This window comes from Pseudomonas sp. stari2, assembly GCF_040760005.1.
Taxonomy (GTDB): domain Bacteria; phylum Pseudomonadota; class Gammaproteobacteria; order Pseudomonadales; family Pseudomonadaceae; genus Aquipseudomonas.
This window is the reverse complement of sequence record NZ_CP099760.1, coordinates 2221870-2237092: the sequence shown is the minus strand read 5'-3', so window position 1 is coordinate 2237092 and position 15223 is coordinate 2221870. Positions and strand designations below refer to the sequence as shown.

Here is a 15223-nt window from a genome sequence, read left to right as displayed (position 1 = left end):
TTGGCCGTGTGTGAGTTATAGCTATTAGCCACTAATTTGGCTAGCACTGATCGGATCCAAGAGCCTTTAAAAATCAAGGCTCTGTGGATCCAATTGAGCAGAGTGTCAACGAGCCGTGATTTTCCAGGCGCGGTGGATCTTGCCGTTGCGGGCGAAATCCGGATCGATGGTGCTGGCGGTGATTTCTTCCACCACATAGCGCTCGGCCAGATTTTCCTCAAGCTGGAACTTGCGGAAGTTGTTGGAGAAGTACAACACCCCGCCCGGTGCCAGTCGGGCCATGGCCAGGTCGATCAACTGCACCTGGTCACGCTGCACATCGAAGATGCCTTCCATGCGCTTGGAGTTGGAGAAGGTCGGCGGGTCGATGAAGATCAGGTCGTACTCTTCCCGGCTGCTTTCCAGCCACGCCATCACATCGCCCTGCTCCAGACGGTTCTTGTCGGAGAAACCGTTGAGCGACAGGTTGCGGCGAGCCCAGTCGAGGTAGGTTTTCGACAGGTCGACGCTGGTGGTGCTGCGCGCACCGCCCTTGGCTGCATGCACGCTAGCGGTCGCGGTGTAGCAGAACAGGTTGAGGAAGCGCTTGCCGGCCGCCTCTTTCTGGATCCGCATGCGCATTGGCCGGTGATCGAGGAACAGCCCTGTGTCGAGGTAGTCGGTGAGATTCACCAGCAGCTTCACGCCGCCTTCGCTGACTTCGTTGAACTTGCCCTGGGCCGCCTGACGCTCGTACTGCTTGGTGCCTCTCTGACGCTCGCGGCGCTTGACCACCACGCGGCTCTTGTCGATGTTCAGCGCCTGAGGAATGGCCGCCAGGGCGTCGAACATGCGGATCGAGGCTTTTTCCGGATCAATCGACTTCGGCGCGGCGTACTCCTGGACGTGCACCCAGTCGTGATACAGGTCAATGGCCATGGCGTATTCCGGCATGTCCGCATCGTAGATGCGGTAGCAGTCGATGCCTTCGCGCTTGACCCATTTGCCCATCGCCTTGAGGTTCTTCTGCAGGCGGTTGGCAAACATCTGCCCTCCCTCGCTCAGGCGCGGCTGCTCGATCACCGGAGCCGGGGCTGGTGTCGGTTTGATCGGGTTACCGTTCTTGTTGTACTTGCGCTCTTGCGGCTCGTTCGGTGCCTGATCGTATTCAGCTTGCTCGCGCTCGGCCTGGCGTTGCTCCGGGGTGCGACGCTCGCCGGTGACGAACTGATCCGGCAGCACTTTGATCAACAGCAGCTTGCACGGCAGCGCGCCGTTCCAGAACGAATACTGTTTGTGGCTGCGGATGCCCATGCGCTTGCCCAGATCCGGCGCGCCGGTGAACACCGCCGCTTCCCAGTTCAGGCAGGCCTGACGCAGACGCTCGCCGAGGTTCTGGTAGAGGTACAACAGGCTGGCTTCGTCACCCAGACGCTCGCCGTACGGCGGGTTGCAGATGACCAGGCCTTTCTGGTTCTGGTCCGGACGCGGTTCGAAGGTCGCGACTTCGCCCTGATAGATCTTGATCCATTCGCTCAGGCCGGCGCGCTCGACGTTGTTGCGGCCTGGCTGGATCAGCCGTGGGTCGGCTTCATAACCACGGATCCACAGCGGTGGCTTGGCCAGACCGACGGCGGCACGCTCGACGGCTTCTTCGTGCAGTTTCTTCCACAGCGCCGGGACGTGACCGAGCCAGGCGGTGAAGCCCCACTGCTCACGACGCAGGTTCGGCGCCATGTCGGCGGCGATCATGCCGGCTTCGACCAGGAACGTGCCGACACCGCACATCGGGTCAGCCAGCGCACCACCTTCGGCGGCAATGCGCGGCCAGCCGGAACGGATCAGGATCGCCGCCGCGAGGTTTTCCTTCAGCGGCGCAGCGCCCTGCTGCAAGCGGTAGCCGCGCTGGTGCAGGCTGTGGCCGGAGAGGTCGAGGGACAGGATCGCTTCGCCGCGATCCAGACGCAGGTGAATGCGCAGGTCCGGGTTGAGCTTGTCGATGCTCGGGCGGTCGCCCTGCGGAGTGCGCAGTTTGTCGACGATGGCGTCCTTGACCTTCAAGGCGCCGAAATGGGTGTTGTCGATGCCCGAGCCGTGGCCGCTGAATTCAACAGCCAGGGTGCCGTCAGCGAGCATGTGGTCCTGCCAGTCGACGTCTAGCACGCCGTGGTAAAGGTCTTCGGCGTTTTTCATCGGGAAGCGCTTGAGCACCAGCAACACGCGGTTGGCCAGACGCGACCAGAGGCACAGGCGATAAGCGGTTTCCATGGTCGCCATGCCACGCACGGCGGAGGTGTGCTCGCGGGCTTCTTCAAGGCCAAGCCCGACGGCTTCCTCGATGAGCAGGCCTTCAAGGCCTTTGGGGCAAGTGAGGAAGAGTTCGAAACGGTCGGACATGGTTTTTCCAGAGCCTTTGGCTAATGAACCGGCAACGCATTGCCGATCCGGTTTTCAATCAGGCGCTTTTCTACAAGAGCGCCCGCGTGGCACGAAGGTGTGCCGTTCCATCCCCCGCTGCTCGGGTCAAAGGAGCTTAGATGCCGGGACAGATAAAAAAGTTGATGCAACAAAATGACTCAAAGCAACCCTTCGTCGAAAAGTACCCGATGGTAAACGTGGGTCATTCTCACTAAGGCATTAAACCTGTCATACAGCGCAGGGCCGATCATACCGGGGTTTGGTGAATAAACATTCATGAAACCTGCCGTTACTTATCGCCATAGCACCCTTTTCGTTACGTCCTTATGACAAAACGGTCATTCCCTCGATGTGACTCATTGGTTAGAACTGGACACAGGTTGACGTCGCAACGGCGTCAACACCTTGGCTCGCCACGCCGGCAGCGAGCCGCCAACGGCAGAGTTTTTCTGCCAGACCTCAATTGAGGTCGACGCGACAAAAACAGTCAACAAGTGAGGGAAACACCCTATGAGAAGACTTAAGCGTGATCCGTTGGAAAGAGCATTTTTGCGCGGATATCAATATGGCGTTGGTGGCAAATCCCGTGAGCTTTGCCCATTTACTCTACCGTCGGTACGTCAAGCCTGGATCAACGGCTGGCGAGAAGGACGCGGCGACAACTGGGACGGTATGACCGGCACTGCGGGAATCCACAGACTCAACGAACTTCACGCCGTCGGCTGACACAGGGCACTTATTGCGACACGACAATCTGATTTCGTAACTACCTGATCACCATGCACGTCCTTCCCGGACGGCGGGCTACGGCCCAGGGGCTCCTTCGAGGAGCCCTTTTTTGTGCCTGCCGTTTATGTCCGATGATCAGCGCTTGGCGGCGATGGCGTCCACGGACTCACGAATCAGCGCCGGGCCCTTATAGATGAAGCCGGAGTAAATCTGCACCAGGCTTGCGCCGGCAGCGATCTTCTCGGCCGCATGCTTGCCTTCGGTGATACCGCCCGCCGCAATGATCGGCAGTTTGCCGCCCAGCTCGGACGCCAACACTTTCACGGTGTGGGTGCTTTTCTCACGCACCGGCGCACCGGACAGACCGCCCGCCTCGTCACCGTGCTCCATGCCTTCGACGCCTACACGGCTGAGGGTGGTGTTGGTGGCAATCACCGCGTCCATCCCGGTTTCGATCAGCGCTTGCGCCACTTGCGCGGTTTCTTCGTCGGTCATGTCCGGCGCGATCTTGATCGCCAGCGGTACATGTTTGCCGTGACGCAGGGCCAGTTCGGCGCGGCGCGTGGCCAGGTCCGCCAGCAATTGCTTGAGCGAATCGCCGAACTGCAGGCTGCGCAGGCCCGGGGTGTTCGGCGAACTGACGTTGACCGTGACGTAACTGGCGTGGGCGTAGACCTTGTCCAGGCAGATCAGGTAGTCATCCACTGCGCGCTCGACCGGGGTGTCGAAGTTCTTGCCGATGTTGATCCCCAGCACGCCCTTGTATTTGGCCGCCGCCACACGCGCCAGCAGGTTATCCACGCCGAGGTTGTTGAACCCCATGCGATTGATGATCGCCTCGGCTTCCGGCAGGCGGAAGATCCGTGGTTTCGGGTTGCCCGGCTGCGGACGCGGAGTCACGGTGCCGATTTCGACAAAACCGAAACCCAGCTGCGCGAAGCCGTCGATGGCTGCGCCGTTCTTGTCCAGACCGGCCGCCAGACCCACCGGGTTCGGGAACTGCAGGCCCATGACATTGACCGGCAGCGACGCCGGCGCCTTGCACAACAAGCCGTTGAGGCCCAAACGCCCGCCCGCGCCGATCAGATCCAGCGACAGATCGTGGGAGGTTTCCGGGGAAAGTTTGAACAACAGCTGACGGGCCAGGGTGTACATGGGCGGCTATGACTCGGGCGGCGAAAAGAGGCGGCGATTATAGCCGGGCATCGCCCCGCCGCGCGAGGCGCATGGGTAAATCCGTGCGCATGGCATATGCCTTGCACCTTCCTCGGCATCAGCCCGCAGGCCAATGGTGGTGTGCAGGCAAGGACAATGGCGTCGTCTCTCGGTTTTGCGCGGGCAAAGCCTCGGACGACGTTTTTTTTGAAGGTGGTTTTTCATGACTCAAACCTCCGTCGGGCCATTGGCCTGGGTCAACGGCAGCGATGCCCCGGAAAAAAGCGCAATCAACCTGGGTTTCATGGCCCTGAGCGACTGCGCCTCGGTGGTGGTCGCCGCCACGCAGGGCTTTGCCCAGCCTTACGGCCTGACCCTGAATCTCAAGCGCCAGAACTCATGGGCCAACCTGCGGGACAATTTGATCAGCGGTGAACTCGACGCCGCACACAGCCTGTACGGTCTGATCTACGCGGTCCACCTGGGTATCGGTGGCATCGCGCCGACCGACATGGCGGTGCTGATGGGGCTGAACCAGAACGGCCAGAGCCTCAACCTGTCCCACGGCTTGCAGGGGCTGGGTGTGACCGGTCCTGAGGCGCTGGACCGTCATGTGCACCAAACCCGCGCAAGGCTGACCTTTGCCCAGACCTTCCCCACCGGCACCCATGCCATGTGGCTTTATTACTGGCTGGCGAGCCAGGGGATTCATCCATTGCAGGATGTCGACAGCGTGGTGGTGCCGCCGCCGCAAATGGTCGCGCACCTGCAAGCCGGTCGCATCGACGGTTTCTGCGTTGGTGAGCCGTGGGCAGCCAGCGCCGTACAGCAAAATCTCGGGTTCACCCTGGCGACCAGCCAGACTATCTGGCCCGACCATCCGGAAAAAGTCCTCGGCTGCACCCGCGCCTTCGTCGAGCAATACCCCAACACGGCCCGGGCGCTGGTGATGGCGATCCTCGAAGCCAGCCGTTTTATCGAAGAAAGCCCGGAAAACCGCCGCAGCACCGCGCACCTGCTCAGCGCCGCCGAGTACCTCGACGCCCCGGTTTCCTGCATCGAGCCGCGTTTTCTCGGAGACTACGACGACGGTCTGGGCAACCGCTGGCAGGATCCGCACGCACTGCGCTTTCACGGCGATGGCAAGGTGAATCTGCCGTACCTGTCAGATGGCATGTGGTTCATGACCCAGTTCCGCCGTTGGGGTTTGCTGCGTGACGACCCGGATTACCTCGCCGTCGCCCGTCAAGTGCAGCAACTGACGCTGTACCGCGACGCGGCCAGCACTGTCGGTGTGCCAGTTGGCACCGAGGATATGCGCAGCAGCCAGCTGATCGACGGCAAGGTCTGGGACGGCAGCGACCCGGCCGCTTACGCGCAAAGCTTCAAGCTGCACGCGTTGAGCAACAACGCCCCTCTGCTCGCCCACCGCTGACAGGAGACCGCGAACATGTTGCGCATTCTACTGATCAACGACACAGCGAAAAAAGTCGGGCGCCTTAAAGCTGCGCTGGCCGAGGCCGGTTTCGAGGTCATCGATGAGTCCGGCCTGACCATCGACCTGCCCGCACGCGTCGAAACGGTGCGCCCGGACGTGATCCTGATCGATACCGAGTCACCAAGCCGCGATGTGATGGAACAAGTGGTGCTGGTCAGCCGCGACCAGCCACGGCCGATCGTGATGTTCACCGACGAGCACGACCCCGGCGTGATGCGTCAGGCGATCAAGTCCGGGGTCAGTGCCTACATCGTCGAAGGCATTCACGCACAACGCTTGCAGCCGATTCTCGACGTGGCCATGGCCCGCTTCGAAAGCGACCAGGCACTGCGCGCCCAACTTCAGGCCCGCGACCAGCAACTGGCCGAGCGCAAACGCATCGAACTGGCCAAAGGGCTGCTGATGAAAATGAAGGAGTGCAACGAAGAAGAGGCCTACACCCTGATGCGCCGCCAGGCCATGAGCCGCCAGCAGAAACTGATTCAGGTGGCGGAGCAGATCATTGCCATGAGCGAGTTGCTTGGCTGAGCTGGCACAGATCTCGCTAAGCAATCGCTACAGGTAACCAACGGCGGTTGCCCCACCCACGACAAAGACGTCGCTCACCCTCGTTGCCCACTTTCGGCGATCCGGGTAGCGGCGTTTTTGCGTTTTGGCCCCATTGACCGGGGCCGGTGGTGCGGCCGTGGCGGCGCCCCACTGTGCTGGTTCTGACTCCTTCTCGAGATTCTCTACCGCTGAGGTGCGCGATGAATAAAAGCTTCTGGAAATCCGGCCACACCCCGACTCTGTTCGCGGCCTTCCTGTATTTCGACCTGAGCTTCATGGTCTGGTACCTGCTCGGCCCGCTGGCGGTGCAGATTGCCGCCGACCTGCACCTGACGACCCAGCAGCGCGGCCTCGTGGTGGCCACGCCGATTCTGGCCGGCGCCGTGCTGCGCTTTGCGATGGGCATGCTTGCCGATCGCCTGTCGCCGAAAACCGCCGGGCTGATTGGTCAGGTGATCGTGATCTGCGCGCTGTTCGGCGCCTGGAAACTCGGTATCCACAGTTACGAACAGGCGCTTCTGCTTGGCTTGTTCCTCGGCATGGCCGGCGCTTCGTTTGCCGTGGCGCTGCCGCTGGCCTCGCAGTGGTATCCGCCGGAGCATCAGGGCAAGGCGATGGGGATTGCCGGGGCCGGCAATTCCGGGACCGTGTTCGCGGCGTTGATTGCCCCGGTTTTGGCGGCGGCGTTCGGCTGGAGCAATGTATTCGGTTTCGCCCTGATCCCGCTGATCCTGACCCTGGTGCTGTTTGCCTGGCTGGCGAAAAACGCACCGGAGCGACCAAAAGCCAAATCCATGGCCGACTACTTCAAAGCCCTGGGCGACCGCGACAGTTGGTGGTTCATGTTTTTCTACAGCGTCACCTTCGGCGGCTTCATCGGCCTGGCCAGCGCCCTGCCCGGTTACTTCAACGATCAATACGGTTTGAGCCCGGTGACCGCCGGTTATTACACCGCGGCCTGTGTGTTCGGCGGCAGCCTGATGCGCCCGCTGGGCGGCGCGCTGGCTGACCGTTTCGGCGGGATTCGCACGTTGCTGGCGATGTATACGGTGGCGGCGGTCTGCATCGCGGCCGTCGGCTTCAATCTGCCCAGTTCCTATGCGGCGCTGGCACTTTTCGTCTGCACCATGCTCGGTCTCGGCGCAGGTAATGGCGCGGTGTTCCAACTGGTGCCTCAGCGTTTTCGCCGCGAGATCGGTGTGATGACTGGCCTGATCGGAATGGCCGGCGGCATCGGCGGTTTCGCTTTGGCAGCAGGCATGGGAGCTATCAAACAGAGCACCGGCAGCTATCAACTGGCGCTGTGGTTGTTCGCCAGCCTGGGTGTGTTGGCGTGGTTCGGTCTGCACGGGGTCAAACGTCGCTGGAGAACCACTTGGGGTTCGGCGGCCGTGACCGCTGCCCGGGTCTGAGGCCCGAATGGCTCTGCAACTGAGCTTTGCCGAAGCCAGCGCCACCGGCCCCCGCGTGGAAAACCAGGATGCCTTGCGCCTGGTGACTCCGGCCCCGGCGCTGGCTGCCAGCAAGGGGTTTCTGTTCGCCATCGCCGACGGCGTCAGCCAGTGCGCCGATGGCGGTCTGGCGGCGCGTTCGACCTTGCAGGCACTGGCGCTGGACTACTACGCCACCCCGGAAACCTGGAGCGTGGCCCAGGCCCTCGATCGTCTGCTGCTCGCGCAAAACCGCTGGTTGCAGGTCAACGGTGGCGGCCAGCCGCTGCTCACTACGGTCAGTGCGCTGGTCCTGCGGGGCCGGCAATTTACCCTGGCGCATGTCGGTGATTGCCGGGTCTATCGCTGGCACAACGAGACCTTGCAGCGGATCAGCGAGGATCACGTCTGGGATCAACCGGGCATGCAGCATGTGCTCAAGCGCGCACTGGGGCTGGATCAGCATCTGGTGCTGGATTTTCTCGACGGTGAACTGTGTGAGGACGAATGTTTCGTGCTGCTCAGTGATGGCGTGTGGGCGTCGCTCGGCGATACTGCTATCGCCGGGATTCTCCGCGATCAACCGGACCTGCAAAGTGCCGCGCAAACTCTGGTCAACGCCGCGCATCTGGCCGGCAGTCAGGACAATGCCAGTGCCTTATTGGTGCGCGTGGATGCCGTCGGCGAGGCCAGCCTTGGCGATGCGCTGATTCATTTGCAGCAGTGGCCGCTGCCCCCGCCGCTGAAACCGGGTCAGGCATTCGAAGGCTGGCAGGTACAAGGGATCGTCGGTCAGAGCCAGCAATCATTGCTGTATCGCGTGCTCGATGGCCAGGGCCAAGCCTGGCTTTTGAAAACGTTGCCTGCACAACTGGCAGACGATGCCCAGGCCGGTCAAGCCTTGCTGGCGGAGGAGTGGTTTCTCAAACGCGTCGCCGGGCGGCACTTTCCCGAAGTCCATAGCGCCGGTCAGCGTCAGCATTTGTACTACGTGATGCGTGAATATTCAGGGACGACCCTGGCTCAGCTATTCGAACAAAGCGGCCCTCTGCCACTGGCCCAGTGGCAGGATCTGGCCGAACGCCTGTTGCGGGCTATCGGCCTGTTGCATCGACGGCAGATCCTGCACCGCGACATCAAACCGGAAAACCTGCACCTGGGGGACGACGGCGAGTTGCGTCTGCTGGATTTCGGTCTGGCGTATTGCCCCGGTCTGTCGCAGGACGCCCCGTCGACCCTCCCCGGAACCCCGAGCTTTATCGCGCCGGAAGCCTTTCAGGGCGCAGTACCCAGCGCACAACAGGATCTGTATGCGGTGGGCGTGACCTTGTATTTCTTGCTCACCGGACATTTTCCCTACGGCGAGATCGAAGCCTTCCAGCGCCCGCGTTTCGGGGTGCCGGTCAGCGCCGGTCGCTATCGCCCGGATCTGCCGGAGTGGCTGGCGCAGTGTCTGGAACGCGGTGTGGCGGCCGATCCATTGCAACGGTATGAAACCGCCGAGGAATGGCTGCTGATTCTGGAGCAAGGTGAACGCCGCAGCCTGAATGTACGCCCTCGTCCCTTGCTCGAACGGGAACCGCTGAAGGTCTGGCGGACATTGGCGTTACTGGCGCTGCTGGGCAACCTGGTGCTGCTGTTCCTGTTGTTTCATGGCTGACTTGTCGCTCCATTAACGGGCAAGCCGCATCCAATCGGTGCAAAAACCACGATGACTCTCTGGCCAATGCCCGCGCCACATCAATGAATTCAAGGCTCAGCGCGACTTGGCACAACCACTGCATTACCGCTTTCAACTGACATAAAGCCCGACCTTCAACGACGAAGACCAGGCTTCCCGAGAGAACGGGACAAGGACAAAGGCGTCCTCGCTAGGTAACTGGCGGGACGCCTTTTTTGTTTGCGCCATTTTTGTCGAGCAAGGCCTGACTGCCCACAAGAGGCAAGCCCGAAGCTCCCCGGAGAACCTGATGAAAAAACTCAAACTGGTGATGATCGGCAATGGCATGGCCGGGGTCCGTACCCTGGAAGAATTGCTCAAGCTGAGCAACGAGCTGTACGACATCACGGTCTTCGGCGCCGAACCCCACACCAACTACAACCGTATCCTGTTGTCACCGGTACTGGCCGGCGAACAGACCTTCGAAGAGATCGTGCTCAACGATCTCGACTGGTATCTGCAAAACAACATCAAGTTGCTGCTCAACCGCAAAGTGGTCGAGATCGACCGGGTCAAACGCCGGGTGATCGCCGAGGACGGCACCGAGGCCGAATACGATCGCCTGCTGATCGCCACCGGTTCAACCCCGTTCATCCTGCCGATCCCCGGCAACACCTTGCAGGGCGTGATCGGTTACCGTGACATCGCCGACACCCAAGCCATGATCGACACCGCCAAGACCCACAAGCACGCCGTGGTGATCGGCGGCGGCCTACTCGGTCTCGAAGCAGCCAACGGCCTGATGCTGCGCGGCATGCACGTCACCGTGGTGCACCTCGGTGAATGGCTGCTGGAACGGCAATTGGACAAGACCAGCGGCCAGCTCCTGCAAACCGCCCTCGAATCCCGTGGCCTGCACTTTCGCCTGTGCGAACAGACCCAGGCCCTGCACGACGCCGGCAACGGCCGGGTCGGCTCGGTGCAATTCAAGAACGGCGACATCATTCCTGCCGATCTCGTCGTCATGGCCGCCGGCATCCGCCCCAATACCGAACTGGCGGAAAAGGCCGGCATCCCGTGCAATCGCGGGATTCTGGTCAACGACACCCTGCAGACCTACGACCCGCGCATCTATGCCATCGGCGAATGCGCCAGCCACCGTGGCATCGCCTACGGCTTGGTTGCACCGCTGTTCGAACAGGCCAAGGTCTGCGCCAACCACCTGGCGCAACTGGGTTTCGCCCGCTATCAGGGTTCGGTGACGTCGACCAAACTGAAGGTCACCGGCATCGACCTGTTTTCCGCTGGCGACTTCATGGGCGGCGAAGGCACCGAGACCATCACCCTCTCCGACCCGATCGGCGGGGTGTACAAAAAACTGGTGATCAAGGATGACGTTCTGGTCGGTGCCTGTCTGTACGGCGATACGGCAGATGGCGGTTGGTATTTCCGGCAGATTCGTGAGAATCACGCCATCGGAGAGATCCGCGATCACTTGATGTTTGGCGAAAACGCCTTGGGCGACGTAGGACATCAAGGCCAGGACAAAGCCATGAGCATGGCCGACAACGCCGAAGTCTGCGGCTGCAACGGCGTGTGCAAAGGCACCATCGTCAAGGCCATTCAGGAACATGGCCTGTTCAGCGTCGACGAAGTGAAGAAACACACCAAGGCTGCGAGCTCCTGCGGCTCCTGTGCCGGACTGGTCGAGCAGATCCTGATCAACACCGTCGGCGGCGCGGCAGACGTCAAACCGAAAAGCGAAAAAGCCATCTGCGGTTGCAGTGATCTCAACCATGGCCAGATCCGTCAGGCCATTCGCGAACAGCATTTGCTGACCATCGCCGGCACCATGAGCTACCTCAACTGGCGCACCCCGAACGGCTGCGCCACCTGCCGCCCGGCCCTCAACTATTACCTGATTTCCACCTGGCCCGGCGAAGCCAAGGATGATCCGCAGTCGCGCCTGATCAACGAGCGGGCCCACGCCAACATCCAGAAGGACGGCACCTACTCGGTCGTGCCGAGGATGTGGGGCGGCGTGACCAACCCGTCGGAACTGCGACGGATCGCCGACGTGGCGGACAAATACCAGGTGCCGATGGTCAAGGTTACCGGCGGCCAGCGCATCGACCTGTTGGGGATCAAGAAGCAGGACCTGCCCGGTGTGTGGAAAGACCTCGACATGCCGTCCGGCCACGCCTACGGCAAATCCATCCGCACCGTGAAGACCTGCGTCGGCAGCGAGTTCTGCCGCTTCGGCACGCAGAATTCGACTCAGTTGGGCATCGACCTCGAACACGACCTGTTCAACATGTGGTCGCCGCACAAAGTGAAACTGGCAGTCTCCGGATGCCCACGCAACTGTTCGGAAGCGGGGATCAAGGACGTAGGAATCATCGGCGTCGATTCCGGATGGGAGATGTACATCGGTGGCAACGGCGGGATCAAGACCGAAGTCGCCGAGTTCTTCGTCAAGCTCAAGACCGCCGAGGAAGTGCGCGAATACAACGGCGCGTTCCTGCAGCTGTACCGCGAGGAAGCCTTCTACCTCGAACGCACCGTGCACTACCTGCAACGGGTCGGCATGGAGCACATCAAGAAAGCCGTGCTGGAAGATCCCGAGCGCCGCAAGGCCCTGAACGAACGCCTGCAATTCTCCCTGTCGTTCGAACAGGACCCGTGGAAAGAGCGCCTCGCCCAGCCGCAACTGAAGAAAGAGTTCGACGTGATCCCCGTGAAAAACCTGGAGGTGCCGGCATGAACTGGCTCGATATCTGTGCCCTGGAAGAGATCAACGCCCTCGGTTCGCGGATCATCGCCGGGCCCAAAGGTGACATTGCGATCTTTCGCACAAGCGATGACGAAGTTTTCGCACTCGACGACCGCTGCCCGCACAAGGGCGGCCCGTTGTCCCAGGGCCTGATCTACGGCAAGCGCGTGGCCTGCCCGCTGCACAACTGGCAGATCGACCTGCAATCCGGCGAAGCCCAGGCACCGGACGTTGGTTGCGCGCACCATCACCCGGCCCGGGTCGAAAACGGACGCGTGCAACTGGCCCTGCGGGACGCCGTCTGATGAACCGCCAGACGACCGCCTCGACCTGCTGCTATTGCGGGGTCGGCTGCGGCGTGCTGATCGAGCATGACGGCGAGCGCATTCTCGGCGTCAGCGGCGATCCGGCGCACCCTGCCAACTTCGGCAAACTGTGCAGCAAAGGCTCGACCCTGCACCTGACCGGCGATCTGGCGGCACGGGCGTTGTACCCGGAATTGCGCCTGGGCAAAGGCCTGGTGCGTAGCCGCTGCGATTGGGACACCGCGCTGGAACACGCCGCCAATGTGTTCGCCAACACCATCGCCGAACATGGCCCGGACAGCGTGGCGTTCTACATCTCCGGGCAGTTGCTGACCGAGGATTACTACGCCTTCAACAAACTGGCGCGGGCGCTGGTCGGCACCAACAACATCGACAGTAATTCACGGCTGTGCATGTCCTCGGCAGTGGTCGGTTACAAGCGCAGCCTCGGCGCCGACGCACCGCCGTGCAGCTATGAAGATCTGGAGCTGAGCGATTGCGTGATGATCGTCGGCAGTAACATGGCCTACGCCCACCCGGTACTTTTTCGTCGGCTCGAAGAGGCCAAATCCCGCCGCCCGCAGATGAAAGTCATCGTCATCGACCCTCGGCGTACCGACACTTGCGACCTTGCCGACCTGCATCTGGCAATTCTGCCGGGCACCGATGTCGCGTTGTTCCATGGGATTTTGCATTTGCTGTTGTGGGAAGACTGGATCGACCGCGACTTCATCCAGACTCACACCGAAGGCCTCGCCGAGCTGAAAAGCCTGGTGCGCGATTACACGCCGGCCATGGTTTCGCAGTTGTGCGGGATCAGTGTCGAGCAGTTGCAGCAATGCGCCGAATGGATCGGTACCGCGCCGAGTTTCCTGTCGCTGTGGTGCATGGGCCTGAATCAGTCCTCCGCCGGTAGCGCGAAGAACAGCGCGCTGATCAATCTGCACCTGGCCACCGGGCAAATCGGCCGGCCCGGCGCAGGGCCTTTCTCCTTGACCGGTCAGCCGAATGCAATGGGCGGGCGGGAAACCGGAAGCCTCTCCAACCTGTTGCCCGGTCATCGTGAGGCTGCCAATCCGGAGCATCGCGCAGAAGTGGCGGCGTATTGGGGCGTGGATTCGCTGCCGGAAAACACTGGTCTCAGCGCCATCGAATTGTTCGAGCAAGTGCGCAGCGGCAAGATCAAGGCGCTGTGGATTGCCTGCACCAACCCGGCGCAATCGATGCCAGACCAGAACGCTGTACTGGCTGCGCTGGAGGCTTGTCCATTCGTGGTGTTGCAGGAGGCGTTTCGCACCACTGAAACCGCAGCGTTTGCCGATCTGCTGCTGCCAGCGGCCAGTTGGGGCGAGAAGGAAGGCTCGGTGACCAACTCCGAGCGGCGCATTTCCCACGTCCGCAAAGCCATTGCCGCACCGGGTGAAGCGCGACCGGACTGGGCGATCACAGTGGATTTCGCACAACGTCTGGAGAAACGTCTGCGCCCGCAACAGCCGAGCCTGTTTGCGTTCGATCGCCCCGCTCAGTTGTTTGATGAATTCAAATCGCTGACCCGTGACCGCGATCTGGATTTGTCCGGCATCAGCCATGAATTGCTCGATGAAATCGGCCCACAACAATGGCCGTTTCCTCAGGGCGCCCGGCAAGGTACGCCACGGCTGTACTGCGACGGCATATTTCCTACGTCCAGTGGTCGCGCGCAATTCGTTGCCGATCCCTATCGCGCGGCAAAAGAGCAACGCGACGCGCGTTTTCCACTGACCCTGATCACCGGCCGTCTGCGCGATCAATGGCACGGTATGAGCCGCACCGGCACGGCGGCGCAGTTGTTCGGGCATGTCAGCGAAGCCTTACTGAGCCTGCACCCGGACGAATTACGCCGGCACCGTTTGCAGCCGGGGGATCTGGTGAATTTGAAGAGTCGCCGGGGAGCGCTGATCGTGGCGGTCGCCAGCGATGACAGTGTGCGTCCGGGCCAGGCCTTTTTGCCGATGCACTGGGGCGATCGCTTTCTCAAGGGAGGCGTGAACTGCCTGACCCTGCCCGCCTTCGATCCCTTGTCGAAACAACCGGAACTCAAGCACAGCGGGGTACGCCTAGAGCCGGTGAATCTGCCCTGGCGGCTTTTCGCACTGATCGAGGGTGATGTTCAACGGCACTTTGAGGCGCTTCGACCGCTGTGTGAGGCGTTTTCCTACGTCAGCCTCAGCCTTGTCGGTCGCGAGCGTCCGGCGTTGCTGATACGCGCTGCCAGCGCTGCCGCACCCGATCCGCAATTGCTGCGTGAAATCGATCAATGCCTGGCCCTGATCGACGGCCCGGTACTGGCCTATGACGATCCGCGCCGGGCCATCGGCAAACGGGTACGCATCGAGAGCGGGCGAATCACGGCCATCCGCCTCGCCGGCGAAACCCTCGCCCAGCATTGGCTGCAAGGCTTGTGGCTGGAGGGCCGCGCAGACGAACAACTGCGGCGCTGGCTGTTGGCGCCGATGAGTGCGCCGCCGGGCAATGCCGGTGTGCAGAGCGTTACCGACAAGACCTTGTGCAATTGCAAGAACGTCAGCCACAGCGCGGTCTGCGCCGGCATTCGAGAAGGTCTGGATTTGCAGGGTTTGAAAAACACACTGGGCTGCGGCACGCAATGCGGCTCCTGCGTCCCGGAAATCAAGCGTTTGCTGGCCGTCGAAACGCGATCGGTCGCCGTCATCTGAAGAGGAAAACACC

The 15223-nt window shown here is 61.7% G+C and carries 10 protein-coding genes; 8 read left to right on the top strand and 2 right to left on the bottom strand.

What is annotated here, in order from left to right:
• Positions 1 to 105: 105 nt before the first annotated feature.
• Positions 106 to 2376, bottom strand: a complete 2271-nt coding sequence (rlmKL, locus tag NH234_RS10320) for a bifunctional 23S rRNA (guanine(2069)-N(7))-methyltransferase RlmK/23S rRNA (guanine(2445)-N(2))-methyltransferase RlmL (protein ID WP_367256424.1) — start codon at positions 2374 to 2376, stop codon at positions 106 to 108.
• Between the two features lie 531 nt (positions 2377 to 2907).
• Here rlmKL and NH234_RS10315 point away from each other — a divergent pair.
• On the top strand, positions 2908 to 3123 hold the full coding sequence (locus NH234_RS10315; protein WP_003223300.1) for a ribosome modulation factor: 216 nt from the start codon (positions 2908 to 2910) through the stop codon (positions 3121 to 3123).
• Between the two features lie 138 nt (positions 3124 to 3261).
• Here NH234_RS10315 and NH234_RS10310 read toward each other — a convergent pair whose 3' ends face one another.
• On the bottom strand, positions 3262 to 4281 hold the full coding sequence (locus NH234_RS10310; RefSeq protein ID WP_011333259.1) for a quinone-dependent dihydroorotate dehydrogenase: 1020 nt from the start codon (positions 4279 to 4281) through the stop codon (positions 3262 to 3264).
• A gap of 223 nt (positions 4282 to 4504) precedes the next feature.
• On the opposite strand from NH234_RS10310, the gene NH234_RS10305 reads away from it, so the two are divergent.
• The 7 genes from NH234_RS10305 to NH234_RS10275 all read left to right on the top strand — a co-directional run bounded on the left by NH234_RS10305 (position 4505) and on the right by NH234_RS10275 (position 15210).
• Complete coding sequence (locus NH234_RS10305; protein ID WP_367256423.1) at positions 4505 to 5716, top strand: CmpA/NrtA family ABC transporter substrate-binding protein; 1212 nt, start codon at positions 4505 to 4507, stop codon at positions 5714 to 5716.
• Positions 5717 to 5731: 15 nt separating this feature from the next.
• Positions 5732 to 6307: an ANTAR domain-containing response regulator gene (locus NH234_RS10300; RefSeq protein WP_367256422.1), complete on the top strand. Its 576-nt coding sequence runs from the start codon at positions 5732 to 5734 to the stop codon at positions 6305 to 6307.
• Between the two features lie 221 nt (positions 6308 to 6528).
• Positions 6529 to 7740: a NarK/NasA family nitrate transporter gene (locus NH234_RS10295; RefSeq protein ID WP_007952035.1), complete on the top strand. Its 1212-nt coding sequence runs from the start codon at positions 6529 to 6531 to the stop codon at positions 7738 to 7740.
• A gap of 7 nt (positions 7741 to 7747) precedes the next feature.
• The gene (locus NH234_RS10290; RefSeq protein ID WP_367256421.1) at positions 7748 to 9418 is read left to right on the top strand and encodes a protein kinase; all 1671 of its coding nucleotides are present in this window, start codon (positions 7748 to 7750) and stop codon (positions 9416 to 9418) included.
• Positions 9419 to 9728: 310 nt separating this feature from the next.
• A complete protein-coding gene (gene nirB / locus NH234_RS10285; protein WP_085732400.1) occupies positions 9729 to 12182 on the top strand; it encodes a nitrite reductase large subunit NirB in 2454 nt (817 codons plus the stop codon).
• Positions 12179 to 12496 (top strand): nitrite reductase small subunit NirD, encoded by a 318-nt coding sequence (gene nirD / locus NH234_RS10280; RefSeq protein WP_007951992.1) that lies wholly within the window; start codon positions 12179 to 12181, stop codon positions 12494 to 12496. Before nirB ends, nirD begins: the two co-directional genes overlap by 4 nt.
• Positions 12496 to 15210, top strand: coding sequence for a molybdopterin-dependent oxidoreductase (locus tag NH234_RS10275; RefSeq protein WP_367256420.1), 2715 nt, complete (start codon positions 12496 to 12498; stop codon positions 15208 to 15210). The genes nirD and NH234_RS10275 overlap by 1 nt, the downstream gene beginning before the upstream one ends.
• The last annotated feature ends 13 nt before the right edge of the window (positions 15211 to 15223 follow it).

Coding starts and splice junctions, on each gene's coding strand:
- rlmKL (WP_367256424.1), bottom strand. CDS start 2,376: ATGTCCGACCGTTTCGAACTCTTCCTCACTTGCCCCAAAGGCCTTGAA.
- NH234_RS10315 (WP_003223300.1), top strand. CDS start 2,908: ATGAGAAGACTTAAGCGTGATCCGTTGGAAAGAGCATTTTTGCGCGGA.
- NH234_RS10310 (WP_011333259.1), bottom strand. CDS start 4,281: ATGTACACCCTGGCCCGTCAGCTGTTGTTCAAACTTTCCCCGGAAACC.
- NH234_RS10305 (WP_367256423.1), top strand. CDS start 4,505: ATGACTCAAACCTCCGTCGGGCCATTGGCCTGGGTCAACGGCAGCGAT.
- NH234_RS10300 (WP_367256422.1), top strand. CDS start 5,732: ATGTTGCGCATTCTACTGATCAACGACACAGCGAAAAAAGTCGGGCGC.
- NH234_RS10295 (WP_007952035.1), top strand. CDS start 6,529: ATGAATAAAAGCTTCTGGAAATCCGGCCACACCCCGACTCTGTTCGCG.
- NH234_RS10290 (WP_367256421.1), top strand. CDS start 7,748: ATGGCTCTGCAACTGAGCTTTGCCGAAGCCAGCGCCACCGGCCCCCGC.
- nirB (WP_085732400.1), top strand. CDS start 9,729: ATGAAAAAACTCAAACTGGTGATGATCGGCAATGGCATGGCCGGGGTC.
- nirD (WP_007951992.1), top strand. CDS start 12,179: ATGAACTGGCTCGATATCTGTGCCCTGGAAGAGATCAACGCCCTCGGT.
- NH234_RS10275 (WP_367256420.1), top strand. CDS start 12,496: ATGAACCGCCAGACGACCGCCTCGACCTGCTGCTATTGCGGGGTCGGC.